Annotated in this window: 23 protein-coding genes; 1 reads left to right on the forward strand and 22 read right to left on the reverse strand. The window is 55.2% G+C overall.

Going from position 1 to position 26899, the window contains the following annotated elements; translation table 11 throughout:
• Positions 1–2 precede the first annotated feature (2 nt).
• The 20 genes from fabZ to secA all read right to left on the reverse strand — a co-directional run bounded on the left by fabZ (position 3) and on the right by secA (position 23914).
• Complete coding sequence (fabZ, locus tag HYT79_05385) at positions 3–473, reverse strand: 3-hydroxyacyl-ACP dehydratase FabZ (protein ID MBI2070017.1); 471 nt, start codon at positions 471–473, stop codon at positions 3–5.
• On the reverse strand, positions 470–1333 hold the full coding sequence (gene lpxC, locus HYT79_05390) for a UDP-3-O-[3-hydroxymyristoyl] N-acetylglucosamine deacetylase (GenBank protein MBI2070018.1): 864 nt from the start codon (positions 1331–1333) through the stop codon (positions 470–472). The genes fabZ and lpxC overlap by 4 nt, the downstream gene beginning before the upstream one ends.
• Positions 1323–2396, reverse strand: coding sequence for a UDP-3-O-(3-hydroxymyristoyl)glucosamine N-acyltransferase (lpxD, locus tag HYT79_05395; protein ID MBI2070019.1), 1074 nt, complete (start codon positions 2394–2396; stop codon positions 1323–1325). Before lpxD ends, lpxC begins: the two co-directional genes overlap by 11 nt.
• An 8-nt stretch (positions 2397–2404) precedes the next feature.
• The gene (locus HYT79_05400; protein ID MBI2070020.1) at positions 2405–3109 is read right to left on the reverse strand and encodes an OmpH family outer membrane protein; all 705 of its coding nucleotides are present in this window, start codon (positions 3107–3109) and stop codon (positions 2405–2407) included.
• Positions 3110–5644 (reverse strand): outer membrane protein assembly factor BamA, encoded by a 2535-nt coding sequence (gene bamA / locus HYT79_05405; protein ID MBI2070021.1) that lies wholly within the window; start codon positions 5642–5644, stop codon positions 3110–3112. It lies immediately after the preceding gene.
• 43 nt (positions 5645–5687) lie between these two features.
• The gene (locus HYT79_05410; protein MBI2070022.1) at positions 5688–6317 is read right to left on the reverse strand and encodes a C39 family peptidase; all 630 of its coding nucleotides are present in this window, start codon (positions 6315–6317) and stop codon (positions 5688–5690) included.
• An 18-nt stretch (positions 6318–6335) separates the two neighbouring features.
• Positions 6336–8834 (reverse strand): ATP-dependent Clp protease ATP-binding subunit, encoded by a 2499-nt coding sequence (locus HYT79_05415; protein ID MBI2070023.1) that lies wholly within the window; start codon positions 8832–8834, stop codon positions 6336–6338.
• A 65-nt stretch (positions 8835–8899) separates the two neighbouring features.
• A complete protein-coding gene (locus HYT79_05420) occupies positions 8900–9964 on the reverse strand; it encodes a protein arginine kinase (protein ID MBI2070024.1) in 1065 nt (354 codons plus the stop codon).
• A gap of 7 nt (positions 9965–9971) precedes the next feature.
• A complete protein-coding gene (locus HYT79_05425) occupies positions 9972–10544 on the reverse strand; it encodes a UvrB/UvrC motif-containing protein (GenBank protein MBI2070025.1) in 573 nt (190 codons plus the stop codon).
• Between the two features lie 3 nt (positions 10545–10547).
• Complete coding sequence (gene ilvE / locus HYT79_05430; GenBank protein ID MBI2070026.1) at positions 10548–11444, reverse strand: branched-chain-amino-acid transaminase; 897 nt, start codon at positions 11442–11444, stop codon at positions 10548–10550.
• A 56-nt stretch (positions 11445–11500) separates the two neighbouring features.
• Positions 11501–12229, reverse strand: a complete 729-nt coding sequence (locus tag HYT79_05435; protein MBI2070027.1) for an ABC transporter ATP-binding protein — start codon at positions 12227–12229, stop codon at positions 11501–11503.
• The gene (locus tag HYT79_05440) at positions 12222–13529 is read right to left on the reverse strand and encodes an ABC transporter permease (protein ID MBI2070028.1); all 1308 of its coding nucleotides are present in this window, start codon (positions 13527–13529) and stop codon (positions 12222–12224) included. The genes HYT79_05435 and HYT79_05440 overlap by 8 nt, the downstream gene beginning before the upstream one ends.
• Positions 13526–15004 carry a lysine--tRNA ligase gene (gene lysS / locus HYT79_05445; protein MBI2070029.1) on the reverse strand — a complete coding sequence of 493 codons (1479 nt, stop codon included), beginning with the start codon at positions 15002–15004 and terminating at the stop codon, positions 13526–13528. The genes HYT79_05440 and lysS overlap by 4 nt, the downstream gene beginning before the upstream one ends.
• Positions 15000–16046, reverse strand: coding sequence for a peptide chain release factor 2 (prfB, locus tag HYT79_05450; GenBank protein ID MBI2070030.1), 1047 nt, complete (start codon positions 16044–16046; stop codon positions 15000–15002). The genes lysS and prfB overlap by 5 nt, the downstream gene beginning before the upstream one ends.
• A gap of 167 nt (positions 16047–16213) precedes the next feature.
• On the reverse strand, positions 16214–17152 hold the full coding sequence (locus HYT79_05455) for a hypothetical protein (protein ID MBI2070031.1): 939 nt from the start codon (positions 17150–17152) through the stop codon (positions 16214–16216).
• 14 nt (positions 17153–17166) lie between these two features.
• The gene (locus HYT79_05460; GenBank protein MBI2070032.1) at positions 17167–18189 is read right to left on the reverse strand and encodes a hypothetical protein; all 1023 of its coding nucleotides are present in this window, start codon (positions 18187–18189) and stop codon (positions 17167–17169) included.
• 146 nt (positions 18190–18335) lie between these two features.
• Positions 18336–19130, reverse strand: coding sequence for a hypothetical protein (locus tag HYT79_05465; protein ID MBI2070033.1), 795 nt, complete (start codon positions 19128–19130; stop codon positions 18336–18338).
• 35 nt (positions 19131–19165) lie between these two features.
• Positions 19166–19702: a hypothetical protein gene (locus tag HYT79_05470; GenBank protein MBI2070034.1), complete on the reverse strand. Its 537-nt coding sequence runs from the start codon at positions 19700–19702 to the stop codon at positions 19166–19168.
• Positions 19703–19714: 12 nt separating this feature from the next.
• Positions 19715–21292, reverse strand: a complete 1578-nt coding sequence (gene lnt / locus HYT79_05475; GenBank protein ID MBI2070035.1) for an apolipoprotein N-acyltransferase — start codon at positions 21290–21292, stop codon at positions 19715–19717.
• On the reverse strand, positions 21293–23914 hold the full coding sequence (secA, locus tag HYT79_05480) for a preprotein translocase subunit SecA (GenBank protein ID MBI2070036.1): 2622 nt from the start codon (positions 23912–23914) through the stop codon (positions 21293–21295).
• Between the two features lie 104 nt (positions 23915–24018).
• Here secA and HYT79_05485 point away from each other — a divergent pair, with 104 nt between their 5' ends.
• Complete coding sequence (locus HYT79_05485; GenBank protein MBI2070037.1) at positions 24019–24975, forward strand: metallophosphoesterase; 957 nt, start codon at positions 24019–24021, stop codon at positions 24973–24975.
• 17 nt (positions 24976–24992) lie between these two features.
• Here HYT79_05485 and HYT79_05490 read toward each other — a convergent pair whose 3' ends face one another.
• Complete coding sequence (locus tag HYT79_05490) at positions 24993–25823, reverse strand: hypothetical protein (protein MBI2070038.1); 831 nt, start codon at positions 25821–25823, stop codon at positions 24993–24995.
• Positions 25816–26886 carry a hypothetical protein gene (locus tag HYT79_05495; GenBank protein MBI2070039.1) on the reverse strand — a complete coding sequence of 357 codons (1071 nt, stop codon included), beginning with the start codon at positions 26884–26886 and terminating at the stop codon, positions 25816–25818. The genes HYT79_05490 and HYT79_05495 overlap by 8 nt, the downstream gene beginning before the upstream one ends.
• Positions 26887–26899 lie beyond the last annotated feature (13 nt).

Below are 26899 nucleotides of genomic sequence, written 5' to 3' on the forward strand. Positions count from 1 at the left end.
GTTTATTTGTCGACCAAGGCGAATGTAAATTCCGCTTCGCAGGCGAGTTGCTGCCCGTCGATATAAGCCTCGCCCTTGGCTTTGCCGGCTCGCGAGCCGGCCCTCAAAACGTCGATGCGCAGCTCAAGGTAGCAGCCCGGAAAAACAGGCTGACGGAATTTAGCCTGCTCGATGCCCATAAAATACGCCAGTTTTCCGGCCATCTGCGGCGCGCCCAGCATCAAGGCGCAGGCGGTTTGAGCCAAGGCTTCGACGATCAGCACGCCCGGCATCACGGGCCGTTGGGGAAAATGCCCCTGGAAAAACGTTTCGTTGAACGTCACATATTTATAACCGTAGGCTTTTTTCCCTTCCTCAATAATCCTGACTCGATCCACCAGAAGAAATGGCCAGCGATGCGGGATGGCTTCGCGGATCGCCTGGATATTGAGCTCTCGAACCGCGGACGGCGTCGTCTCGGTCGTTGGTGTCATGGCAACCTCCTCGTGAGATGTTCGCGGAGTCTACGAATAAACTCGGTGTTGGATTTATGGCTGGGAGCCATGGCGAAACAGCTGAAACGGTATTCGCCCGGTCCGATCAGGCTGATATCTCCGAAGAAATCCAAAATTTTATGGCGGACGAATTCATCCTTGTAGCGCAAGGGCTCGTTGACTTTCACCGCCTGAGAGCCGACGACAATGGTGTTGTCGAGGCTCCCCCCCTTGGCCAAGCCCGCCCGGCGCAATTCATCCACCTCGGACTCGAGGCAAAACGTCCTGGCCCGCCCGATTTCCGAGGGATACGAACCGTTGGCGCAATGTTCCAACTCCTGAACGCCGATCAATGTTCCGGGAAAAGAGATGCTCACGCTCACCTTAAAAGCGTCCCACGGCAACACTTTGTAGCTGGAGAGCCCGATCGTGGCGACGAACGACTCCTTGCGGGCGTATTCCAGGATGGGACGGACGGCGTTCTCCTGAATCTTGACGCCCGCCTTGCCGATGGCCTCGATATAGGCCCAAGCCGAACCATCCATAGCCGGGATTTCTTCGCCGTCCACATCCACAAACGCATTGTCCACGCCCAATCCCCGAAAGGCGCTGAGCAAATGCTCGACCGTGTGGACGGCGACGTCCCCGACGCCCAACGTCGTTCCGCGTCTGGTGCCGATGACGTGTTCGACGAGCGCCGGAATGCTGACGCCTTTGGACTTAAAAACAATCCCTGTGTCGGCAGGCGCGGGCGACAGTTCGACCGTCGTTTTCGTCCCGCTGTGAAGGCCGACGCCGGAAACGGCGACCGAATCCTTTAAGGTGGCTTGCTTGGCGAACCCTTGGGCCTCAACTGCCACGGCGGCCTCCGGTTTTAACTTTACCGTCGTCATTGTCGAGCCCGGCGGCTTTCAATAATTTCTTAACGGACTCATAAATTTCAGGAAGTTTATTATAAAGAACCTGGAGTTTGAGCGCTTCGCGATGATTGCGTGACGGGGTTCCCCAAAGAATATCCTTTTCCTTGACGTCGCTGATAATCCCGGCTTGCCCGCCGATCATCGTGCCGCCGGCGATACGGACGTGATCCCTGACCCCCACTTGCCCGCCCATCACCACATAATCGCCGACCGATGAAGAGCCCGCAATGCCCACTTGGGCCGCGAAGAGACAGCCCTTCCCGACGACGACGTTATGGGCGATTTGAATCTGATTGTCGATTTTCGACCCGTCGTTGATTTTGGTCGCGCCCACCGTAGCCCGGTCGATGGTCGTATTGGCGCCGATCTCCACGTCATTGCCGATCTCCACCGTGCCGATTTGGGGAATTTTTTCATGGCGGCCTTCCACAGTCACAAAACCGAATCCATCCGATCCGATGACCGCGCCGGAATGAATAATGGCGCGATCGCCGATTTTGCAGCGTTCGCGGATGACGGCCTGAGGATAAATGATGCAATGGGCGCCGATGCTCACATCGCGGCCGATAAAGCACTGCGGGTGAATAACCGTGCCGTCGCCGATCTCAACGCGATCCTCAATCACGGCCAGGGCCCCTACCGAAACGTTTTTGCCCAATCGGACGGTTCTGGCCACATGAGCCGCGGGGTCGATGCCCCAGGCGGCCTCGGCCATGGAACGCTCCCAAAGGGCGAGCAGTTTGGCCCAAGCCAGCATGATATTGGGAACAAAAATTTTGCGGCCGCGAAAATGTTCGGTCAACGGACGCAGCTTATCCGCGGCCAGGATGGCGCCGGCGCGCGTCGTAGTCAAATCATCGGCGTACCGGTCGCTGGAAAACAGCGCGATATCCGAGGCTTCGGCGTCCTTAAGCGTCGCCGGGGCGCGCACCTCAAAATGAGCGTCGCCCTCCAGCGTCGCTGGGCCGATTGTTTCCAAAATTTTTAAGAGAGGGTGATTCATGGAGGCCGCTATTCGCGCTCGATCATGGCGCTTTTGAGCTTGCGCAAGAGTTCGTCGGTCAAATCGAGCTTAGATGCTCCCCAAAGAATAGCATTTTTGTCCACGACGACGTCCACATTTTTCTCCTCGGCCAGCTCCCGAACGGCAAAATAAATCTTGGCCAAGAGCGTCTTGGTTTTGGCCTCCTCCAGCGCTTCCAAATTCTTTTCGGCTTCCCGCTCCATTCGGCGCAATTCCTCTTTTTTGGTCTTCAACTCGGCTTCCTTTTGATTGACGGCGGCCTGCTCGGCGCCGGCATCGATGTTGGGTGCGGCAGGCTCCGGCTGGCTAAACCCGGGCAAATCCATGGCCGCCGTACTTCCCCCGGTCAATGTCTCGGTGCTTGACTGCGGCGTGGCAGTGGAAGGCGGAGGCGGCGCGGAATTTGACGACGACGATTGAGTTTTTAAGCGCGCCAGTTCCTCGGTCAGCCTGAAAATCTCAGCCCGTTTGCCCGCAATCTCGTTTTCTTTGATAAGAATGAGTTTTTCCAGCTCTTCCTTCGCTTTCTTGGTGCCCGGATAAGCCTGAAAAATGCGCTCCAAGTCAATGGTTGCGATCACCACGCCGCGCCTCGGCGCAACCTGGACTTTGGAAACGGAAACAGCGCCGGCCGGGGCAACGCCGGCCATGAGCAAAACAGCCAAAACGAATAGAAGGGCTTTCTCCCTCATTTAGAGTATGCTACCAATTGTGAAGTAAAACTGGCTGATGGATTCGCCGGGCTGATGATGAAGGCCCCAACCCCAGTCCAGACGCACCGGGAAAGCCGGGGTCTTAAAGCGCAGGCCGAAACCAACCCCTGTCTTCAATTTGTCTAATTCTCGCCCAAATTTCAAATTAACATCCCTTGTTCCCCTCCAAGCGCCGCCGATATCCGTGAACAAGGCGAACTGGATGATGGTGAAACGCCCTTCCATGACGATCGGCATTTTGTATTCGATATTGGCCACGCCGAAAACTTTGCCGCCTTGAATCGGTCCGATTTGGCCGGTATACGTATAGCCCCTGACCGTTTCCGCGCCCCCGACGAAAAACCGGTCCGAGACAGGCACCGGGTTGGAAGTGCGGTATTCCTTGACCATGCCCCAGCGCAGAGCATTCGACAAAACAAAAGTGTGGCGTCCGATCGAAAACGTCGGGATATGAAACGAATGCGTGAGCGTGGGTTTAACGAAATGAACATCCCCGCCCGCAGGGCCGCCCACAAACTCGGCGGAAAGCGTATGCTCCATGCCGCGCTTGGGATCCCAGACAAAATCCCTGGTGTCGCGTGTAATTCTGGTGTTGATCGCGGAACGGCGGGTGACGGTTTCAGGAATATCGACTTTATAAACGGGCAAAACATCATAAATTTCGTCTTCCTGAAGCGTATACCCGGCGCCCAGAATCCATTTATCCTCCTCGAAACGGGGAGCAAAAAAAACGCTGCCGCCCTTGGAGCGCCTCTTAAAACCGGTAGTATCCGAAGCGAACTGAAGGTGCCGGTTGGTATTAAAAAGCGATAGGGACGTGGACATGCGCCGGTCGAACGTCCACGGCGTTTTCCAGGTCACGTCATAGCTTTGACGCCGCTTGCCGAATTCAGTGGACAAATTCATATTTTGCGCCCGTCCCAAAAGGTTCAAATGCTGAAGAGAAATCGTGCCCACCACCCCGTCGACGGACGAGAAGCCGGCGCCTGCGGTCAGCATGCCCGGGCGCCCCTCTTTAACGTCGAAGATCAAATCAACGTAATCGGGATTGGGCGTCGCGTCATAATCCGGGCGGACGTCCTCGATAAAGCCCAGGTTGTAAATCTTGTCCGTGGAGCGAAGCAGCCTTTTCCAGCTGAACAAATCGCCTTCTTTGAGCAAAATCTCGCGGCGGATCACATGAGGTTTGGTCTTCAAGAGGCCTTCCACATAGATATTGGCGATGTAAACCAACTGGCGCTCGTCGATTTTGAACGTCAAGATAACGCCGTCCGGATCTTTTTTCCATTCCTTATCGATTTGGAGCGAAGCGAACAGCCGCCCGCGATCCCGATAAGCGCTAAGGATGGCCATTTCCGCCTCCCTTAAAGCGGATTCTTTGAGCACCTTGCCGGCCGGAAGATTCGCCAGCTTGCGCAGTTCCTGCTCCGTCATGGTTTCAAAACCGGTGAATCCGTAGCCCAGTAAAAAGTGGCGCCGGCCCTCGGCGGCGGCGTAATTTAAGACCAAGGGAAGCTCATCGGGTTTCCAACGGCGCTTGACCGCATCGCGCTCCTCATCAGTCGCGGTCCGGGTGGTGACGGTCACGATGAAATCAAGCCAACCTTCTTCTTTGTACAAACTGTTTAATTTTTCAAAACCGGTTTTTGTTTTTTTTGCGTCGAACGGCTTGCCTTTTTTGATCTTGATCGTTTTTGTTATTTTTTTGATAGGGTAGCTCTCAAAACCAGCGAGCTCAATTTTAGCCACGCGCGCCTTGCGGCCTTCCTTAATCTTAAGCGTCAATTCGATCTTGTTTAATTTCTCATCGAGCTTTTTCTCGACTTCGATTTCCGTGTCGAAAACGGCTTTTTCACGGTATTTATCATGAATTTTGGCCAATGTCTCGCTCAGTTTGGCCTCATCGAAGAAAGCCCCCTCGGCGATTTCCACGCGAAATTCGCCGGCCTTTCTTCCCGAAAGCCCTTCCGGGGCATCCGTGCGCGATGAATCATCAGTGCGCGCCGGTGAAAGGATGTCCTTGATCGTTCCTTTAGACACCTTTTTAGCTCCAAGAATGTGAACCTTCTTGACTTTGGGCTTCTCCGTCACCTGGAACGCCACGCTTAAATAGATTTTCTCCTTGATCGTAATCGTCGAGACCGCGGCGTCGGCCGATGAAAACGGGCCCAGGCCCATGAGCCTTTTGATATCCGACCTGGCCTCGATGGAATCGAAAACTTCCCCTTTTCTTGTTTTGATCTGAGAACGGACCAGGGACTCTTTGATGTTCTGAATGCCTTGAATTTTGACTTCCTGAATAATCAGGGTCTCAAAATTCATCTCCTCGGAAGCCTCTTTTTTTTCCGAATCCGGCCCGACCGGCGTTTCGGGTTCGATCGGCGAGACGGGGGCCGCCTCTGGAGGCTTAAGGTCGAGCGATTGGGCCGATCCCCCGCGACCGGAAAAAATCAGGCCGGAAAAGATCGCAAAACCAATAAAAAACGGCGCGCGAAAGTTTTGAAATTTACGCATAAGAATAGTGAATGGTGATGATATTAAATACGACCTACCTGCGCTATTGTAAGCGGGTCAAGGGCGTCGGGAAACCCTTGAGAGAATTTTTTCCGCGGATGAAAATCGCCAGGTGATGATATCGCCGCACCATGCCGCCGCGATCTTCGTAATCATGCCATCGATCCATTAGCTCCTGTTTGGGCATGTATCCGTAGCCCGAGGCCACGGCCGGGTCCATCACATAAACATTGTCTTGATCCATCGCGATCAAAACGACGTAATGCCCGTCTTCCCAAGTATCTTTCCAAGGAACCGGCTCTGACGCTTCATCCCGCCAAGCCTGGATATCCAGGATTACGGTTTCCCCTTTTTTAAGAGCCGACTCAATTGCTTCAAGATTCAAACGGTGTTTCCATGCCGCCTTGAGGCCGAATTCGCGCGCGACTTTCACGATCCTGGAAGGTTCCGTCCCATCGTTCGGCGTTGTCTCAAGGCGTTCATAAAGATGGGTTTCCGGTCCGTCGAAAACCTGCCAATAGTGCAACACCGCCGCCAAAGCTGCGGCTCCGCAGCTATATGTATTGGCCTGCCTGATGATGGGGACCGGGAGAAAATTTTGAGGAAGCGCCGGTCGCGAAGGCGTGGCCGATAAAACCCCGGGAAACCAAAGAGCTAAACCGATGAGATTCAAGAGACGACTTCGATCCGGCTATTTGCCGGCTTTGACTTTGGCCGGGAAAGGTTCAAGCGAAAAGAGCAATTTTTTATTGGATTCGTCGTAATCGACGTAAACCGTCGTCGGTTTGGGGAATTTTTTGGAAAGCATCTCCTCGGCCAGAGGATCCTCCAAATATTTCTGAATCGTCCGCTGCAGAGGCCGCGCGCCGTAATTGGGATCAAACCCCATTTCCGTCAGGAAGCCTTTGGCGTCCTCGGTCAAGTCAACGGTCAATCCCTGATCCTTGAGTTTTTTGCCGACCTTAGCCAGCATCAGGTCCAAAATCTTCCTTGTATGCTCTTGATTAAGCGGATGAAAGACGATCAACTCGTCGATTCTGTTTAAAAATTCCGGGTTGAAGACGCGCTTCAACTCCTCCAACACGGTATCTTTCATTTTCGCGTAATCTTTCTGAGCCGCGACCTCTTCATCGGTGACGAAGCCCAGAGCCTTGCCGCGGGAAATCATGCGCGCTCCGACATTCGAGGTCATGATCAAAACCGTATTTTTGAAGCTGACCTTATGACCGAGGCTGTCGGTCAGCGATCCCTCGTCCATGATTTGAAGAAGAATATTAAAGACATCCGGATGCGCTTTTTCAATTTCATCAAGCAGCACGACCGAATAAGGCCTACGCCTAACGGCTTCGGTCAGTTGTCCGCCCTCTTCGTACCCCACATAACCGGGAGGCGCCCCGATCAGGCGCGAAACGTTGAATTTTTCCATGTATTCCGACATGTCGATTCGGATCATGTGTTCTTCGTTGCTGAATAAAAATTCGGCCAAGGCCCGCGCCAATTCTGTTTTACCCACGCCGGTCGGACCCAAAAAAACGAACGTGCCGATCGGTTTCTTGGGGTCTTTCAAACCGGTTCGACTCCTGCGGATGGCCTGAGAAATCGCTTTGATGGCTTCATGTTGGCCGATGACCCGCTTATGCATCTCATCTTCCATATGGATGAGTTTTTCCTGTTCGGATTCGGTTAACCGCGTCACCGGAATGCCGGTCCATTTGGCCACGACATTGGCGATATCTTCGGCCGTCACCACCGGACTCTCGGCATCTTTAGTGGCTTTCCATTTCTTTTTCATGTCTTCGATCATTTTTCTGAATTCACGTTCTTTGTCGCGCAGTTTCGCGGCTTTTTCGTAATCCTGCTGTGAAATGGCTTGGTTCTTCGACTCCATGATGGTATTGAGCTCGGTTTCTTTATCCTTGATAGGAGCCGGGAGCTGGCTTGTGGCCAGACGCGCCCGTGAACCCGCTTCATCCAAAAGATCGATGGCTTTATCCGGCAAATGCCGGTCCGTAATATAACGCTCGGACAAAACAGCCGCTTGACGAATGGCCTCGTCTTCATACTTGACCCTGTGATGCTGCTCATAACGGTCCTTAAGGCCCATCAAAATCTGAATCGCCTCTTCGATGGAAGGAGGATCAACGGTGACCGGCTGAAACCGCCGTTCCAAGGCTGAATCATGCTCGATATAGCGCCGGTATTCATCGAGGGTCGTGGCCCCGATGCATTGAAGCTCCCCGCGCGCCAAGGGCGGCTTTAAAATATTGGCGGCGTCGATGGCCCCTTCCGCGGCTCCGGCGCCGATGACGGTATGAAGCTCATCAACGAACAAAATGACTTGATTTTTTGCGCGGCGAATCTCATCAATGATGTTCTTTAAGCGCTGCTCGAATTCGCCGCGATACTTCGTGCCGGCGACGACCGCGGCTAAATCCATGGTCACGACCCGCTTATTGGCCAGCATTTCCGGCACGTCGCTGGAGACGATTTTCTGGGCCAAGCCCTCGACGATGGCCGTTTTACCGACGCCGGGCTCACCGATGAGAACCGGGTTATTTTTTGTGCGGCGGGAAAGAATTTGAATGACACGTTCGATTTCGTTCTGACGGCCGATGACGGGGTCAAGTTTTTGCTCGCGGGCCAATTGCGTCAAATCCCTGCCGAATTCATCGAGCGTCGGGGTTTTTGAGCGCGATTTTGACGGAGCCGCCGCATGATGGGGGGCTCCGGGTTGGGACTCCTTGCCCTCCATGCCGCCTAAAAGATTCAACACCTCTTCACGCACGACTTCCAAACGCACGCCCAGATTTTCAAGCACCCGCGCGGCCACGCCTTCTTCCTCGCGGATCAAGCCGAGGAGGATGTGTTCGGTGCCGACATAGGTATGGCCCATCTTTTGGGCTTCCTCCACGGCCAATTCCAAAACTTTTTTCGCCCTGGGGGTAAACGGAATTTCCCCCAACTGCATGATATTGTCCCCGGTACCCACGATTTTTTCGATTTCCGCGCGCACGCGCTTGGAATCCACGCCGAGATTCGCCAGCACCTGGGCGGCGACGCCTTCATTTAACGCGACCAGTCCGAGCAAAATATGCTCGGTCCCCACATAATCGTGATTCAGGCGCTTGGCCTCTTCCTGGGCGATCAGAATGGCTCGCTGCGCTCGTTCTGAAAACCTGTTATAGAACATCGCCATAATTGTTCACCTTATTTTAATTATTACAGATATCCTACTACAATGCCACGAGATTTTTCTCACATTCGCCCCACAATGCCCTGCCGGATCAACGCCGCCCGGCGCTCATCCCGCTCTTGCGCTCTGATCTCGCGTCCGGCCTGCATCTGAATATGAGCCGGCTGAGTCAGGATAATCAGTTCGTTCACCTTGGCCATGGACACGTGATCGATATCGAAGCGCGCCGCTAAGCCCATGCGCAACAACGAAAGCTCCTGCATCGTCTCTTCATAAGAAATCAAGCGGGAATAGGCAAGCTTCGCGTACGCCCGCCAGATGCGATCCGTGGTTTTCACCCGGGCCGCGCCCTTTAAAAGTTTTTCGCGCATCTGGGCCTCGTGAGCGATGACGTTTTTTAAAATATTCTCGATGGTCTGCGTCAACTCGCCTTCGCTTTTGCCGATGGATGTCGCGTTGGAAATTTGAAAAAGATCGCCGTAAACCTGCGAGCCTTCGCCATAAAAACCCCGGACCACGAGGCCCACGCGCGAAAGTTCCTGAAAGACCGGCGCGATGGCCTGGCTCTGGACGAGCCCGGGCAAATGGACGAGGCAGCTGGCGCGAAGCCCGGTGCCGACGTTCGTGGGGCAGCTCGTCAAATAGCCGAACTCATTATGGAAAGCGTAAGGCAACTCCGCGCCCAAAGCGCGGTCAAGGCCCGCCGCCGTCTCTAAAGCGCCCCTCAAATCAAGCCCCGGCACCAAGGTCTGGATCCGCAGGTGATCCTCTTCGTTGACCATCACGCTCAATAATTCCCGATCGCCGATGATGACGGCGCTGCTCTGGGGCCGATGCAAAAGATCGGCGCTCACCAAATGCCGCTCAACTAAAAAATGCTGGTCGACCTTATCTAAATCTTCAAGACGAACGTAGGCTGCTTTGGACAACTCTTTCGTCTTCCTGGCGACGCGAAACGCATGATCTATGACCAGGCGAAGCTCCTTGGCGCCAGCGGCCGGAGGGAATCGCCCATTGGCCAAATTTCTGGCCAAACGGACGCGCGATGACAAAACAAAATCGCTCAGTTGACCGGAAGAATCCAGCCAACCGATGGAATTCTTGAGCAGATTGCTCAATTGAAACATCGCCGAGCTATTCGAACCCAAGGGCTCTGATCCTATCCCTTAGGACCACGGCTTGCTCATAAGCCTCTTTCTGCAACGCCGCCTCAAGCTCTTTCTTGAGCCGGGCCAGTTCCTGCCTGGGATTCTCGCGGACCCAATGAGCTCCACCGGCTCCGGGCTCATTGGACGGTTTGCCCGAAGCATAGCGCGAGCCGACGTGCACGGCGGAGCCATGGATTCTCTTGATGATCTCGCGCATGGAAGAGTAGAACGTCTCGTAACAGACGGCGCAACCCACGAAACCGTTTGCTTTGAAGCCGGCGTACGTGGTCGCGCACTGCGGGCAACGCAATTCCTTGGGTTTGGCCGCGGTTTTAAACGATTTGACCAACTCCTCTTGGGCCGATGAGGTCAAGCTGCCGATGACATCGGAAAGCGAGAAGGCTCCTTTGACCAATCCGGGAAAACTCCAGTCCTGCGCCAGGATGCCCCGCTCGCGCGCGCATTCTTCGCATAAACTCATCTTCGTCGTCTTATCATCGACGACCGCTTTAAAAAAAACGCTGGCCGGGTTTTGACCGCAAGACTCGCAAAGAGCCATCCGTTATCTTAGAACCGGATGATTTTCGTAGACGGGCGTGCCGGTGCCGGCCGTGACTTGCCGGAAAAGTTTTTCCACCTCGCGGGTAAACTTGCCCGGCTTGCCGGCGCCGATTTTGCGTCCGTCAATCTCGGACACGCCGATGATTTCGGCCCCGGTTCCGGTGATGAACGCTTCTTCAGCCTGGTAAAGATCAAAGGTCGTAAATAAATTCTCCATCAACGGCACGCGCAATTGTTCTTTCAAAAGTTCCATGACAACCTGCCTGGTCACGCCGGGGAGAATGCCGGCGGAAACCGGCGGCGTGACAACCCGCCCTTTCTTCAAATAAAAAATATTGTCCCCGGAACATTCGGCGACATAACCCTGCATGTTGAGCAAAATCGCCTCCTGCGCGTCGGCGCGGGCGGCCTCGGCGCGGGCCAAAATATTATTCAAATAGTTCAAGGATTTGACGCTGGGCGACAGGCATTCCACAGGGGTGCGCCGCAAGGAGCTGGTGATCAGCCTGATGCCTTGCTCATAAACGAATTCGGGATAAAGCTCGATCGTGTCCGCGATCACGATGACCGTCGGTTTTTTGCATTTCCTCATGTCCAACCCCAGATCGCCGAAGCCCCGGGTGATCACGACGCGGACATAAGCGTCTTTCAAATTATTGATCCGTACCGATTGAAGGATCAATTTCTCCATCTGCTCGGGAGATTCCGGAATATTAAGGAGGATGCCCTTGGCGCTGGCGTAAAGCCGCTCAACGTGCTCAGCGAGCCTAAACACCCGGCCGCCGTAGGCGCGGATGCCTTCGAAAATCCCGTCACCGTAAAGCAGGCCATGGTCGAAAACCGAAACTTTCGCTTGTTCGCGCTCGACCCATTTGCCGTCGATATAGATTTTGCCCATATGATTGAACCTTCCCCCCTGCCCTTTGGACAGATTTTTATGCTGAGGCTCTTGTTTCAAAGAGCGTTTGTTTCGCTCTTTAGACACAATCGGCCCTCCGACAACACCAAGATTCTATCGGCCTGGGACGCCACGTCGCCGTTATGCGTCGCCAACACGATGGCCGGCGGCGCGAGCGGCCCTGCGTGAGCGCGCCCCAACAGCCCCAAAAATTCTTCAATCAAATTTTTAGCATTTTTAGCGTCGAGATTCCCCGTCGGCTCATCGGCAAAAATCAATTCCGGGGATCCGAGCAGGGAACGGATCAAATTTCCGCGGCAGCATTCGCCGACCGACAGGTCCCGCGGATAAGCGCCCAGACGTTTAGTCAAGCCCAAGGCTTCGGCCAAGCGCTCGATTTCGAGAGCCGCCCGACGTTCGCTTTGTTCGGGCGATCTCACCCGTGAAGTCAGGGTCAAATTTTCCCTGAGCGTCAATTCTTCCAGCAAACTGTTGAATTGAAAAAGAAATCCGATGGCGCGCCGGCGCAGCCGGTCGCGTTCTTGTTCGGTCAACAACGCGGCGTCGCGGCCAAGCAAACGCAGCCGCCCCTCATCCGGCTTGGCCATCAGCCCCAGAATATGCAGCAGCGTGGATTTTCCGGAACCGCTGGGGCCCATGATCGCCACCATTTCGCCGGCGGCGACTTCCAGATCAACGCCTAGCAGAACAGGAACGGCTTCTCCGTTGGGCTGCCGGAAATTTTTCGTCAGCCCGACGGCTTCGATGATTTTTTGATTATCCATACCTCAAAATCTGGCTCGGATCCAAACGCGCGGTTCGATAGGCGGGCAGGGCGCTCGCCAACAAGCTCATCACCCAAGTGAACGCGGACACGCCCAAAATATCCCACAAATCAAGAGCGACCGGGAAATGCTCCAGCATGTAGACTTCCGGCGGCAGCCGGATCCAGCCGGATTTCAAAATAATAAAAATAACGGGGCAGGAAATCGCCAGCCCGGCCAGCACGCCCAAAAAGCCCAGCGTGCCGCCCACGGCCAGCATCAAACGGGCCAGCTCTTTTTGAGTGATTCCCAGGCTGCGCAAGGAACCCACCATTTTCGTTTTCTGCGCGGACAGCATGATCAAATTGCTCGTCACCGTGATCGAAGCCACGAAAATGATCAGAGAAAGAACGAGCGTCAGCATCAATTTTTCGAGCTTGAGCGCCGCGAACAGGCTTTTGTTCATCTGCCCCCAGGTCAACACTTGCGACACCCGGTCGCGCGCGGCCAATTGACGGCTTAAATCGCCCGCGATGGTTTCCGCGTCATCGGGATCGCGGCTTCTTAAGCCGAGCCAAAAAAGAGCGTTGACGTCATCCTGCGAAGCCCAAAGCTCTTTGGCCCGGTCAAGAGGCATATACGCCAAGGTCGAATCGTATTCATAGTAACCGGATTCAAAGACGCCGGTAATTTCACCGGCCAAAATCCTCGGTAAGCCGACCAAGGAATCGGCGCCGGTCGACGCGATCAGGGCCACGCGGCTGCCCGGCGAGGCCGCTAGCGTCTGCGCCAGCTCGCCGCCGATCACAAGCGGGATGGCGGGACGAACCCCGTCGACGGGGTGAGACGGCTCCGAAGAAAACCACCGGCCCCGTTTGAGGCTTTGGGGCAAATTCGTCGCTTTAGCCTCGGCGTCCGGATCCACGGCCTTGACCACCACGCCCAAGGTCGCGGCCGGGGTCCGAACCATGGCTTGACCGATGGCGAAAGGGGCGAGGCTCAGGCCGGCGCGAGCGCCCAAAACCTCATGAACCGCCTTGATCTCCCCGGCCCTGGTTTCGGCGTCCGTATCCAACCGCACAAACACATGCGGAGAGAGGCCCAGGATACGTTTCTGAACTTCCTGATGAAATCCGTCGATGACGCCGATGGTCACCAACAGGCTGGCCACGCCCACGCCCATGGCCGCGATGGCCGTGGCCACGGAAAATTTCTGGATGGTCGGGTTGCCTTTGAAAAAAATAATTTTCCAGGCCAGCCAAATGTACGGAAATTTCGACGGGGTCCCGTTGGGCGACGGGGTCAATGAATTGGGCGTCATTGCTGGGGCCCTCCGGTTTTAGGTTTTAAGGTCGGGAACAAAATAACCTCGCGGATCGACTCGATGCCCAAGAGCGTCATCACCAAACGGTCGATGCCGACCCCCAGACCCCCGGTCGGCGGCATGCCGTGGCTCAACGCCTCGATAAAATCTTCGTCCAACGGAGGAGCTTCCTCATCGCCTTCCTTATCGCGGTTTTCAACTTGAACTTCCATGCGCCGCCGCTGTTCGGCCGGGTCGTTTAGTTCGCTGAAGGCATTGGCCAATTCCGATCCTTTATAGAACAGCTCGAAACGTTCGACCCATTCGGGCTTGCCCGGCATGTTCTTAGCCAACGGGCTGATCGCGGTCGGGTAATCGAAAAGAAAACAATAATCGCCGAGCGAGGGCAAAATTTTATGATCCAAAATTCTATCGAAAATTTTGTGCGTCGGCGCTTTGCCGTCATAAGGAACGCCCAGCTTGCGGGCGCAAGCTTCGATTTTTTCCCGGTCAAAATGATAGGGATCGGCCAGAAAACGCTCCAACTCCTCCCCCGCGACCTGTTTCCAAACCTCAGGGAGCTTGGCCCGTTCAAATGTCATGGAAGCGGCCAAGCCGCAGGCTTCGGCCGATTTCCGGATCAACTCCTCGATCAAATCAGCCATATCATTGTAATCGGCGTAAGACTGATAAGCCTCAAGCATGGTGAACTCCGGATTATGCTTGGTGTCGATGCCTTCGTTCCTAAAGCACTTGCCGATTTCATAAACCCGCTCGATGCCGCCCACAATCAATCTTTTTAAATAAAGTTCGGTGGCGATGCGCAGATAAAGGTCGACGCCCAGAGCCTCGTGAAAAGTGACGAAGGGCTTGGCCGCGGCCCCGCCGGCCTGGGGCTGAAAAATCGGGGTTTCAACCTCCAAAAAACCGCGTCCATCGAGCACGCTGCGAAACGCGCTGACCACGGCGGAACGCTTGCGGAACGTCTCGCGCACCTCGCGGTTCGAAATTAAATCAAGGTGGCGCTGGCGGTAACGCGCCTCGGTATCCTTCAATCCATGCCATTTCTCGGGCAACGGCAGCAGCGTTTTCGACAACAAGGCCCAGGACTCGGCATGCACGCTGGGTTCTCCTGTTTTTGTCTTAAACGGAAAACCCGCAATAGAAATAAAATCTCCCGCCTCCACGCTGTCGACAAAAAGCGGGTATTCGACGCCGGCGTCATCGGCGCGCAAATAAACCTGAAGTTTGGAGGAGCCGTCCTCAATATGGAGAAAACAGGACTTCCCCATCAAGCGCAGTTGAGTAATCCGGCCGGCCACGGAGACTTTCTCTTCCTTGCGCTCTCCGGGGCCCAACCCATTGAGGCTGTTTTTGACGTCAAGGCAAATGTTGACGCGCTCGGAACGCGCCGGGTAAATCGGCCGGCCGGCCTTTTGCAATAAATTTATTTTTTCCCGCTTCGCCTCATCGATTTTCACAATAACCTCAATCCTTGATCTCTTCTCTTTTCCACGGCATTTTAGGTTTCTTCTCGATCAAATACGTCAAAAATCCCTCGATCAAAGCATCGAGATCGCCGTTCATCACGCCCTCAATATCCGAAGTTTCCACTCCGGTTCTCAAGTCCTTGACCATTTGATAAGGCATGAACACGTAGGAACGGATTTGATTTCCCCAGCCGATATCGCCTTTCTCCGTGTAATGGCGCTCCGCCTCGGAGCGTTTTTTGTCCATCTCGATTTCATAAAGCTTGGCCTTGAGCATTTTCATGGCCATCGAACGGTTCTTAAACTGCGAGCGCTCCACCTGGCAGGCGACCACGATCCCCGTGGGCACATGCGTCAGGCGCACGGCGGTTTCCACCTTATTGACGTTTTGACCGCCGTGTCCGCCCGCGCGAAATGTATCCATTTTAATATCGCTTTCCGCAACCTCGATATCATGCGTATCTTCGATATCCGGCAGCACGTCGCAACTGGCGAAGGAGGTGTGCCGGCGCTTATTCGAATCAAAAGGGCTGACCCGCACCAGACGATGCACGCCTGTTTCCCCTTTTAAAAATCCGTAGGCGTTTTCGCCTTCAACCAAAACGGACGCGCTTTTAACCCCCACTTCTTCGCCCGGCAGAAGAGACGTGATCGTGAACCCAAGGCCTTTTTTTGCGGCCCACATTTTATACATGCGAAACAACATATCCGCCCAGTCGCAGGCTTCCGTGCCTCCGGCGCCGGAATGAATGGATAGAATCGCGCTGGCCTTGTCGTTCTCGCCCGAGAGTTTCAGGCGCATTTCCCAATCCCTGATTTGCCGGGCGAACGAATCGCCGGCTTTCCGCGCTTCGCCGAGCTCTTGCTCATCTGCGGCCTCGGCGGCCAGGTCCCAATGCGCTTTGACATCCTGCAACTGCCGCTCCATGCGTTCCATATCCGTCAATTGCCGGCGCAAATCCGAGACTTCCTTGTTGACGTCCTTGGCTTTCTGCGTATCGGCCCAGAGAGCGGGATCATTAGCCTGGGCCTCGAGGGTTTTCAGGCGAGCGGATTTCCCCGGCGCGTCAAAGCAACCTCCTTAACGCATCCAGGCGTTCGGACAACTCTTTAATTTCCACGGGTGTATTTTAGCCAAAAACAAACTCCTCGGGGTCCTTTGCAGAAGCCCCGAGGAGCGGGAGGGAGAGTACGCGGTTGGGAATCTATTGTTTAGGAGACATTCTCCTCTTCAGGATGCGTATGTTCCGTATGTCCATCGGCTGAGGCCGTCGTAGAAACCGATTCTGGCGCAGGAGGATTTTCTCCGCCTTCCGTGTTGCCGCCGTCAGCCGGCGGATTGGTCGGTGTTTCTCTACTTTCTCGCTCCTTATTCTTGGCCATTTTCTCAAAATAGGGCAAGGTGCCCAGCGCCGCGCCGACGATAGCGCCCACGATGGCGCCGATAATGCTGCCGCCCGGACCAAAAAGGCCGAACAGGCCCAAGCCAACGGTCAACAACGTCATCCAGGTGGGATACATCATGTCCGCGCCAATGGCATCGGCCCATAATGCGCCCAGACCGAAAACAAGACCGGGGATCAGTCCAATCAGACCGACGACAGGGCTTCCCGCAATAAGAGAGGCGGCAACATACCCGCCCGCGCCGACCACGCCGGCCCAAAACATTTTATTCTTGAAAAAGTCCGTCCAACTCCCGGAAGACTCCGCTTCCTCAGCCGGAGGCGACGCTCGATCAGGACGCTCCGGCGTCACGGGCGTGGCTTCGTAATGAGGGCGGATATCCGGATTAATCTCGGATGATCCGGCATCAGCGACTCTAACGGCGCCGGCCGAACCGTAATCATTGGATGGATCGCCGTCGCCGTCATGATCGCGTCCGTCAAAAATCAAATCTCCCTGACGTACTGCGGTGTCCGTTCCACCATCAGGCGTTGGAGGATTGGGCATCACATCGGGCGCTGTGGACGACGTCGTTGAACCGTCGACAGAAAGCGGATCCTCTTCATTGGGCACGCCGGGACTGCCGCTGCCGGAACCCCGGGCTGAAGCGCGCAAAGTATCCTCGCGGGTATCGGCATAGGCCAAATGAGCCGTCAAGCCGAAACCAACCATCACAATCAGACTTAAGAACGCGAATTTTTTCGACATCTCCTCACACCTCTCTATAGATTTTTAAGCAATCCGATTAATCCGAAAAACAGACCGATGCCCAGGCCGACGGCGCCGCCAAGTAAAGCGCCGCCTAACAATCCGCCGCCCAGGGCTCCGGCGACGCCGAGCAAGCCGCCGATGAAAGCGCCGACTCCGCCCAGGATCAGGATCGGGGCAAGCGCTTTGCCCAATTTGTCCAATGTGCCTGAGGCGCCGAGTCCATAAATCAAGGCGAAAGCCCCGAGGCCGATTAAAATCGGCAGGCCGATGCCTAAAAATGTTGCTGTCGCGCCCAGCGCCGCCGAACCAAAGGCTCCGAGCAATCCCACGCCGGCGCCGATCGCGCCCCATTTAATGTGATTGCCCCAATCAACGCCTTCTGATTCGCCGCTTTCGCCGCCAGATTCTCCGTTGGGAGCAGGCGCCGCGCTGGTGGAAGCTGAGCCTGATGGAGCAGCCGTTTCCGCGGAAGCGCTTCTAGGTAAAACTTCATCCCCGGACATGGCCGGGCGAACAGGACTTGGGCTGCCCTCCGAAGCGCCGGCGCCGTCATAAACCACGCTTCCTTCCCTGGCCACCTCATCGGGTGTGCCCCTTAAGGCCGGATCAGCCGTGCCGCGATCAACCGCCCTGGCGATGCTGAACGCCGGGCTGGTTTCCAGCGTTCCATCGGTATTGCGATAAATCACTTGCGCCCTCTGCCCGTCCTCCATAGGGACGACATTGGCCACGCGTTTGCCTTCCGGGGTGGGCGGTAAATTAACTCGGTACGATTCACCGCTGGCGGGGTTTGTAATTTGAATATAGGTTGCGGAACGGGACACGGCCATGCATCGCCCGTCGCCTAAAGGTTCTGCGCCCGCGGGGCAATCAGGCTCCGGAGCTCCTGAGCCGGGGCCTTCGGCAAAAGAAAAAGACAAAAATGACAGGAACAGCCCTGCAACAATTAAAAAATGGGCGCTTCTATTTTTTTCCAAAACAGCCGCGTTATTCCCTGTCTTCTCTCCCTTCACGTTTCTCCTGAGGTTTTTCATCTTTCCCTCCTCGAACAAATACTAACACAAGAAGGAAAAATGACCTAGGGTCCAAAGGGCCTTTTTGATATAGCTAAAGGTCCTATGCATGGATAGGACTTTAGTCCTATATTAAAAATAGGAAAAAAGCGGTTTTATTGCTTCTTTTAGCGAGAAATAACGAATCCTGGGGTTTGAGGGGGACGCAAGGCCGGTGGAAGCTGCTGGGAAAGCTCCTCCGGCATGGGTAAAACCTGCCTGGGGGCGCATTCTTGTGGATTATCAGGGCAAATCCAGGCCGCAAATTTCCAAGCGTCTTTAGACAACGTTTCCACGGCTGCTTGACGGACGGGAACATTGGAGTCCTTGGTCAAATCCCGAACCTTAGCGGCCGCCGGACGGTAATCGTCCACAACCGCCCAATAAAGGCTTTTCACGCAGGCCACCTTTATAGGGAGATCGGCGTTGCGCACTTCACGTAGGAGGAAATCATACACATCATGTTCCACGCCTGCCGATCGAAATTGGCCCAGCGCCCGGACGGCTTCAAACTTCGGGCCCAAATTGTACTCATCATCCGCTCGTTCCAACAAAAAATCCCGGACATCGTCGTAAGTGTTGACCGCCCAGCCGAGGACTCGAAGACTGATCATCCTGACTTCCATCGTTGAATCGCGCTGGGCCAATCGTTGCAAAGGATCATGCGTGGCCGGATCGCTCGCAACATGGTAGCGAAGACCATAGATGGCGGCGAGACGAACGTTTAAAGGCTGCGAGGTGTCTTGGGCGACCCTGAGGAGATCGTCGCGGCTGTCGGCCGCAGCCCGAAGCTCACGGGTTGACTCAAGCTCAGGCAGGATCAAGCCCTCGTCTAATTGGGCGTATGCTTGCTCAGCTTCGCCGATACTTAAAGAAGCCCAGGAAAAAGACGAACACAGCAGAACCAACGCGAGTCCGCGCATTTCCCCTCCTCCGCTAAGTTTCGCTTAACGTTTTCTTAATCCGGGAATAATGTTTCGCCGACCTTCAAAAGGCCGACCATGGAACCGACCAGAAAACCAAGCGCAACAAACCCGATGGCAACACCGAGGCCCAAGCCGATGCCTGCAGTCAGGGCCGCGGCCGTGGACCAGCCGGCAGCGCCTGCCGCAGAATACGCTAAAGCGCCGCCGAGAACACCCATGCCCACGCCCACACCCGCGCCCACGCCCAAACCGATTTTGATGGACTTTTGAATCATTTCTTTGGGTTTCGGCGCCTCCGGTTGATCGGCCGGCACCGCGGGAACAGGCCTCACCGGAGCAGGTTGAACGGGCATGATTACCGGGCCTTCGGAATCATCGGCCGGAGCCACCGGGCGCGCGTCACCGGCCGGATCGGCCTGCGCCACGCGCAGCGGACGAAAATTAAGACGAGGAGAAACGTCAAATCGACGGCCCAACTCTCCATGCTGGCCTTCCGGTTGTCCCGAAACAGGATTAACGAAAGCGACGCCGGCGATCAAAAGCGCTGACAAGATCAGGGTTTTAGACATTGTGTTCCTCCTTCATTTTCCTATCCTCCCACGGTTGGAAAGTTTAGCAACAACGGTGATGCCTGTAAAGAACAAGCAAAGCCATGGAAAAGCGGTTTGACTCTCCGCCCACAACAACGACGGCTGCGGCAATTCTTCAATGAATCCGGAGAGAACCGTCCTGGTATTGAGCTCGGCCCTGGCCGTCACTTTCCCCAAGGGATTGATCACGGCCGAAATCCCGGTATTAGCCGCCCGAATCAACGGCAGTCTGGTTTCAATGGTCCGGGCGATATTCATCAGAAAATGCTGATGAGGGGCCGCTGTGTCGAGATACCAGCCGTCGTTGGTGACATTAACCAGGACTTTGGCCCCGCGCCGGCGCGCGGCGCGGGCGATGACCGGGAAAACGGCTTCGTAGCAAACGGAAAAACCCGCCTTGATGCCCGGCAGGACTTCGATAGGCATGGGTGTTGGTCCGGGCGTAACCTCTCCGGTCGTCACGATCACCGGGGTTTCTTCGGCGTTCACGAAAAAACGCAAAACCGGCATGATCGCCCATCGAAAAGGCAAATACTCGCCGAAGGGAACAAGACGCACCTTGCTGTAAATGCCGGACTCGGCCCCATCCAGAAAACAGACCACGCTGTTAAAAAAACGCCGGTGATCGGTAAGAACCAACCCGCCCAAATAAGCGGTTCCTTTATTCATCGGGATGTCCTTAAAAAATTCGATCCGGTCGGACGCCGGCAAAGAAGCGCCGGAAGATTCCATCCTAAGCGCATAAGGATAGAAGGATTCCGGATAAACGATCAGATCAGGATTTGTTGAGTTGGCTTCTCGCGTCATCTCGCGATAGACGGCGGTCACATGAGCGGCTCGGCCGTCATCCCACTTTTCATACTGATAAATATTGCCCTGGATTACCGCGACATCGAGGGTTCTATTTAAAACTCGAGTCAAAGACCGCAAACGCCAGGCCCCCCACCCTGCGGCCAGCGATACGATCAGGGCGGCTAAGGCGATCAACTTGGTTTGCCGCCGGCAAAAAGCCCGCCAGATCAAGGCCTGTGTAAAAACCATCAAGAATCCCAACAAAGGCACGCCGCCGATTTCAGCCAACTGCGCCAAGGGCTGCACGGGGATCAGGGCATAACCCAAATAACACCAAGGAAATCCGCCGAAAACAACGGGCGCCAAACGCAAAAATTCGAAAGCAACCCAGGCCGCGCCCACAGCCATCGCAAAAACCAGGGAATTTTTTATGCGCTCAACAGCCGTTTTCATACAGAAGCCGAACCCCGCCCAAAAAACACCGATCACCGCGGCCAAAAGAATCCAAGCAGTCCAGGCTGCCGGCCAATGAGCGCCTCCGGCGCGCAGAGTAACGGGAATCCAATTAAAAATGAAGAGGTTGCCACAGACGCCGGCCGCAAAAGCAAGCCAAGCCCCCTGGCGTGCGTTCCCGGCGCGGGATAAGGACCAAAAAAGAGGGATCAGGCAAAACCAGCCGGTCAGCCGGCCGAAATTAAACTTGGGAAAACACGAAGCAAAAAGAACGCCCGACGCCAGGGAGCAGAGCAGAAGCGGATTAATTTTTTTGATGAACAATCAAGCAGCATCGCGTCCGCAGCAGCGCTTGTACTTTTTGCCGCTTCCGCAGGGGCAAGGATCGTTGCGGCCGATAGTTTTCATAGACGGCGCTGCGACCGGAGCCGCGACCTTGGGTCTGGGACGCCGCCCAGCCCCATCCGGCGGCGAAGCGGCCGCCTCAAGTTCTTGGGCGCTTTTTTGCTCGGCCGGAGTCGGCAGCCTCATGAGAAAAGCGATGGTTTCCTCACGGATTCTACCCATCATGCTCTCGAACAACGCGAAGGACTCTTTTTGATACTCGATCCTGGGGTCTTTCTGCGCGTAAGCCCGCAAACCGATGCCTTGCTTTAAATGGTCGAGCTGATGCAAATGATCCTTCCAGGCCAAATCAATCACCTGAAGCAAAACCTGGCGCTCAATCTCGCCGAAATCAAGGCCCTCGTCCTTAAAAAGTCCGCTGCGGCGCTCATAAACTTCCCGCACGCTCCGGCGCATGATTTCCGTTAAAGGCTCGCCGGATTTTGTGACCTGATCGAGATCCAAATCAACCCCGAAGGTGGCCTTAAACCATTGCTGCATCGGCTCCCGGCTCCACTTTTCATAATGCTCTTTCGGCGGGCACCACAACAATTCGCGCTCCTCGAGCGATTCATCGATCATGACCTGAATGCGGGGCCGGATATTTTCCCCGTCCAAAATCGCATTCCTGAGCGCGTACACGGCTTCTCGCTGCCGGTTCATGACATTGTCGTATTCCAACAATTGCTTGCGAACGTCAAAATGATAAAGCTCGACTTTGCGCTGCGCGTTCTCGATGGCTTTACTGACCCAAGGGTGCTCGATGACTTCGCCTTCTTCCATGCCCAGCTTCTGCAAAAGGCCGGAAATGCGCTCGGAGCCGAAGAGGCGCATGAGCTCATCATCTAACGCCACGTAAAAAATAGAAGAGCCTGAATCGCCTTGGCGCCCGGAGCGGCCACGCAGCTGATTGTCGATGCGGCGGGATTCATGGCGCTCGGAACCGATAATGCGCAGGCCGCCGGCTTTCAGGACCTCATCATGTTCCGAGGCATCGGGCGGATTGCCTCCCAAAACAATGTCCGTGCCCCGTCCGGCCATATTCGTGGCGATGGTAACGCCCGCTTTTTTGCCCGCCTGGGCGATGATTTGAGCCTCCATTTCATGATACTTGGCGTTCAATACCTGATGCGGAATGCCCTTGCGATGAAGCATGGCGGAGAGTTTCTCGGATTTTTCAATGGAACGGGTGCCGACTAAGACCGGCTGGCCTTTTTTCCAGCAGCGCTCGATTTCCGTGATGATGGCGCCGAATTTTTCGCGCTCCGTCCGGTAGACCTGATCCGCCTCATCGGCGCGGATCATGCTTTTATTGGTGGGGATTTCCACGACGTCCAATTTGTAAATTTCCCAGAATTCCCGCACCTCGGTCATGGCCGTGCCCGTCATGCCGGAGCGTTTTTCATAAAGCTTGAAAAAGTTCTGAAACGTGATGGTGGCCAAGGTCTGGTTTTCTTCCTTGATCCGCAGATTCTCCTTGGATTCGATGGCCTGGTGCAGGCCGTCCGACCAGCGCCGCCCCGGCATCAAGCGCCCGGTGAATTCATCCACGATCAGCACTTCGCCGTCTTTAACCACGTACTGAACGTCGCGCTTGTAGAGATGATGCGCCCGCAGAGCCTGGGTGATATGGTGCGGCCATTCGGCCCGCACGTCGTCGTAAATATTGGACAGGCCCAAGAGTTTCTCCGCATGGCGCACGCCGTCTTCGGTCAATGACGCGTTGTTGTTTTTCTCATCCACGACCGCGTCGTACCCCGTTTCCAAGGACGTGCCTTCGTACTTGGCCTTGATCTCCTCGCCTTCGGTGATGGCGCGAACTTTCAAATGCGGGATCAGGCGGTTGGCGATGTGGTATTTTTCCGTCGACTCCTCGGCCGGCCCGGAAATAATCAGCGGGGTGCGCGCCTCGTCGACCAAGATGGAATCCACTTCGTCGATGACGGCGTAATAAAAACCGCGCAGGCATCGCTCTTCTTTCCTGGTGACCATATTATCCCGCAAATAATCAAAACCGATTTCGTTATTGGTCACGTAAGTGATGTCCGCGGCGTAAGCCGAACGCCGGTCCGCGTTTTTCATGTCGTGCTGAACGAAGCCCACGGTCAGGCCCAAACTCTCGAAAATCGGGCCCATCCAAAACCGGTCGCGTTTGGCCAGATAATCGTTGACCGTCACGATATGCACGCCCCGCCCGGTTAATGCGTTCAGATAAGCGGGCAGGGTGGCGACCAAGGTTTTCCCTTCGCCGGTTCGCATCTCCGCGATATTGCCTTTATGAAGCACGACGCCGCCGATCAATTGCACGTCAAAATGGCGCATATTCATCGTGCGCTTGGCCGCTTCGCGCGCCAAAGCGAAAGCCTCAGGCAAAATGTCGTCGAGTTTAGCGCCTTGCTGGATACGTTCTTTAAGCTCTTGAGTTTTCTTGGGAAAGTCGTTTTGGGAAAGCTCAGCGATGGACGGCTCTAAAGCGTTAATTTGCTCCACCAAGGGCAGAATTTGCTTGATGTCGCGCTCGCTTTTAGTGCCGAAGAGCTTGCGTATCAGATCGAAAGGCATGTGTTCCAATATAGTTTAACTGTTTCAGCTTCAAAATAGACCCCCCTTGCGCAAAACTCAAAAAGCGAGATAAACTTATTATGTCTGCCTTGAGTCGGACAATCATGTCGGCAATAACGGGAGTTTTAGCGTGGCCGTATCCGTGGGGAGCCAACGGTGGGAAATCCTGGACTCCGGTCAATGGCGCAACGTGTCTTTATGATACGAAGACGCGTTTGCCTCAAATTTTAATTTCAAAGCGTCTCTACCAAACGGCCAAATCTTGGAACCTGAAAAATCAACTCGGCAAACTCCAAAGCGTTCCCGCCTGCGCCGAGGGCGGCGCGCGTTTCGCGGTCATCGGTGATACGGAACCGGGCCGGTTTCTTTTTTCCCGGCTTCTCTGGGGGCGTCCCGGCGTAGCAAAAACATTAATCCGCAACATTCAGAAAGAACGCATTGAATTTTCCGTTCAGTTAGGAGACATGGTCAGTTGCGGCACCGAACAACACTATGGAAATTTTTTCGAAAAACTGTCTTCGCTCAAGCCGTCCGCTCCGTACCTGAGCGTTCTTGGCAACCATGACCGCCGCTACCCCCACGGCGTGGCGGACGCCGCGCTTTACGAAGAACTGCTCGCTCCGGCCAATCATTATTTCGACCGCGGACTCTGTCGCTTCATCTTCGTGGACACCACGGCCGGCGGCGTCAATGCCGCGCAAATTGAATGGCTCAACCGCGCTTTAAACACGACGCTGACGAAAATCGTTTTCATCCATATTCCGCCGATGCAGGTTAAATCCCTTCTGCCCTGGGGGCGCGGCGGCTTCATCAAAGGCAGCGAGGATTTCGTCAACCTCATGTCCGACTGCCGTGTTGCGCGGGTCTACATGGGCCATGTCCACGGTTTCGGCATTTCCGAATATCAGGGCGTGCGCTATGTCCTCTCCGGCGGCGGCGGTTCGCCGTTGTACCCGTCCCCCCTTCAACGCTTTTACCACTTCATCACGGTTGACGCGTCTCCCGAAGGCGTTCATGAAACCGTGCACTGCCTCGACGGCAAATCCTTCTACCTGGCTTAAATTTTCTTATTAAAATATCAAGGTCTCTCTGATTGAAAACCTTTTTTGAAAGCGGCCAATAGAGCACGGCCCTCCGCTCTCTTTTTATCGGCGCTCTCCTCAAGAAAACCTGCGGCCAAAGCATCCATAAACGGCGAATCCGGGTCCTCGGATTCCTTCAATAACCGCTCCACGTAGGCCGCGGCATCCGAGGACGCGAGCGCGCGGACCTCCCTGCCAAGCAATGCGGCCCCGGCGGTCTCATAGTCCTCATGGACCAAGCCAGGCTTTCCGGCCAAATCAAAGCGCCGGTCATCTTTAATGCCGCCGGCATAATTGTGAAGCCAGTACTCAATATCCCTGGCGTCATCCCGGCGCTTCGCGTCATTGCGCGCCTTGCGTTCAAGATAGGCAATCACTTTCAAAAGAACAAAACCAGACACAGTGATCACCGGCACGGGAAGTTCCTTCTCCGAAGCGGCCTTACGCGCCGCGGCGCAGACTTCATCAAAACCCAACACCGACATTTCAAGTTCGGATTTCGGCCAAGTTATCTTTCCATCCGGGGCAATCTCCCGCCCGTATGGAATGAGATCAACCATCGCGGTCCCAAGGTGCAAGCGATGTTCAATTCTGGGATTGGGCTTAAAATCGCGCTTCATCAGTTCTTCGTGAAACTTTTGATAAGTAGGCCAGTCACGCACGTACACGCCGAAGTCGGCGTCGTTGGTGCGCCGGAACCGCGGATAATCGGAGCCCATCTCCGGCGTAAACTCCGCCATCAACGCCCCGACTAAAACGATGTCGAGTTTAAGGCTTTCCGCGGCTCCGCAAACTTCCTCAACCGCCTTCTTAAGCGCTTTATCCATGAACACTTCCGGCTTCAAGGAAGCGTTCGTAAATCATTTGCGCCGTTTCCACCTCGCGCGCGCCTCCGGCCTCCAGAAGCTCGGCATAAATTAAAAGAGGAGTCGCCAAGGGCCATGGAACTTTCAATTCACCCCCGATCGCCGCGGCGCCAAAGAGCCGGAACACCGTCACATTGCCGGCCGCATCATCGCGCAGCATAGGCTCCCCCTCCAGCTTCGTCCTCGCTTGATCGTCCACAAAAAGCGCAACGGCATCCGGCTCCAAATAATGAGTCATCTCCCGCGCGGCCATGCCGCCGGTAACGGCCCAGTGGCCTCCCATACCGGCCAAACGCTGCGCAAATCCTTCAAGAATTTCCTGCGGCGCCCGCATCTTGTGCCTGTAACGCCCCAGCAGGCATACAGGCCGCAGCTTAAAGGCATACCCTCGCACAAATAACTCAATCAACCCCTTAATATCGCCGAATCGCTTCGTGCCCCCAGCCGCAGGCAAAAGCCACTGCCCATTTTGCAGTTCTTTCATGACGGCTTGCGCGGTCCCGAGGGCAACATCCGCCCCTCCCGCGATCGCTCGCAAAGGGTCTCCCACGGCTTGGGGGTGAGTGAGAAGATAATGAATAATTTTAAGCCCGCCCATCTCGATGAGCCTTCCCGGCTCAGCTTTCAAGGGCCGATCCGGTTTCCTGCCCCGAATATCAACCACCACTTGCGGAGGCTTCTGGATAAAAGCGTTGCCTTGAGCGTCAATAAAAAAAACGCCCGCTCTGCGGAACTCCTCCGCCGCCGGCTCCGGAATCCAATGGGTAAAAACCATCGCTCCCGCATTGCCGGCTTGGCCTTTCAACTGAAGAATAATATGAAGCGCTTGGTTACGGTTGTCAATTCGCGCCTTCACCTCTATGGCCAAATTCACAGCCGGCTTAGTTCCGATGTGGAGGTCAAAATCATAACCGCGTTTCGCCGCTTCCAAACGAAGAGGCAACCCAGGCCCCATGGCTTCTTTGAGCCTCTCCATACAAGCCTTAGCCAGCTCTATAGTGTTCTCTAAAACGATAGTGTTCATTTATATTGAACAT

It is taken from the genome of Elusimicrobiota bacterium (assembly GCA_016180815.1).
Classification (GTDB): domain Bacteria; phylum Elusimicrobiota; class Elusimicrobia; order JACQPE01; family JACQPE01; genus JACPAN01.

What these genes read in the sequence shown, in the direction of transcription:
- HYT79_05490 (MBI2070038.1), bottom strand. Translation starts at nt 25,823, where the DNA reads ATGGATAAAGCGCTTAAGAAGGCGGTTGAGGAAGTTTGCGGAGCCGCG.
- HYT79_05435 (MBI2070027.1), bottom strand. Translation starts at nt 12,229, where the DNA reads ATGGATAATCAAAAAATCATCGAAGCCGTCGGGCTGACGAAAAATTTC.
- HYT79_05455 (MBI2070031.1), bottom strand. Translation starts at nt 17,152, where the DNA reads ATGTCGAAAAAATTCGCGTTCTTAAGTCTGATTGTGATGGTTGGTTTC.
- HYT79_05400 (MBI2070020.1), bottom strand. Translation starts at nt 3,109, where the DNA reads ATGAGGGAGAAAGCCCTTCTATTCGTTTTGGCTGTTTTGCTCATGGCC.
- ilvE (MBI2070026.1), bottom strand. Translation starts at nt 11,444, where the DNA reads ATGGGCAAAATCTATATCGACGGCAAATGGGTCGAGCGCGAACAAGCG.
- HYT79_05495 (MBI2070039.1), bottom strand. Translation starts at nt 26,886, where the DNA reads ATGAACACTATCGTTTTAGAGAACACTATAGAGCTGGCTAAGGCTTGT.
- secA (MBI2070036.1), bottom strand. Translation starts at nt 23,914, where the DNA reads ATGCCTTTCGATCTGATACGCAAGCTCTTCGGCACTAAAAGCGAGCGC.
- HYT79_05460 (MBI2070032.1), bottom strand. Translation starts at nt 18,189, where the DNA reads ATGAAAAACCTCAGGAGAAACGTGAAGGGAGAGAAGACAGGGAATAAC.
- HYT79_05470 (MBI2070034.1), bottom strand. Translation starts at nt 19,702, where the DNA reads ATGTCTAAAACCCTGATCTTGTCAGCGCTTTTGATCGCCGGCGTCGCT.
- HYT79_05415 (MBI2070023.1), bottom strand. Translation starts at nt 8,834, where the DNA reads ATGTTCTATAACAGGTTTTCAGAACGAGCGCAGCGAGCCATTCTGATC.
- fabZ (MBI2070017.1), bottom strand. Translation starts at nt 473, where the DNA reads ATGACACCAACGACCGAGACGACGCCGTCCGCGGTTCGAGAGCTCAAT.
- HYT79_05465 (MBI2070033.1), bottom strand. Translation starts at nt 19,130, where the DNA reads ATGCGCGGACTCGCGTTGGTTCTGCTGTGTTCGTCTTTTTCCTGGGCT.
- HYT79_05485 (MBI2070037.1), top strand. Translation starts at nt 24,019, where the DNA reads ATGTCGGCAATAACGGGAGTTTTAGCGTGGCCGTATCCGTGGGGAGCC.
- HYT79_05420 (MBI2070024.1), bottom strand. Translation starts at nt 9,964, where the DNA reads ATGTTTCAATTGAGCAATCTGCTCAAGAATTCCATCGGTTGGCTGGAT.
- HYT79_05440 (MBI2070028.1), bottom strand. Translation starts at nt 13,529, where the DNA reads ATGACGCCCAATTCATTGACCCCGTCGCCCAACGGGACCCCGTCGAAA.
- bamA (MBI2070021.1), bottom strand. Translation starts at nt 5,644, where the DNA reads ATGCGTAAATTTCAAAACTTTCGCGCGCCGTTTTTTATTGGTTTTGCG.
- HYT79_05425 (MBI2070025.1), bottom strand. Translation starts at nt 10,544, where the DNA reads ATGGCTCTTTGCGAGTCTTGCGGTCAAAACCCGGCCAGCGTTTTTTTT.
- lpxD (MBI2070019.1), bottom strand. Translation starts at nt 2,396, where the DNA reads ATGAATCACCCTCTCTTAAAAATTTTGGAAACAATCGGCCCAGCGACG.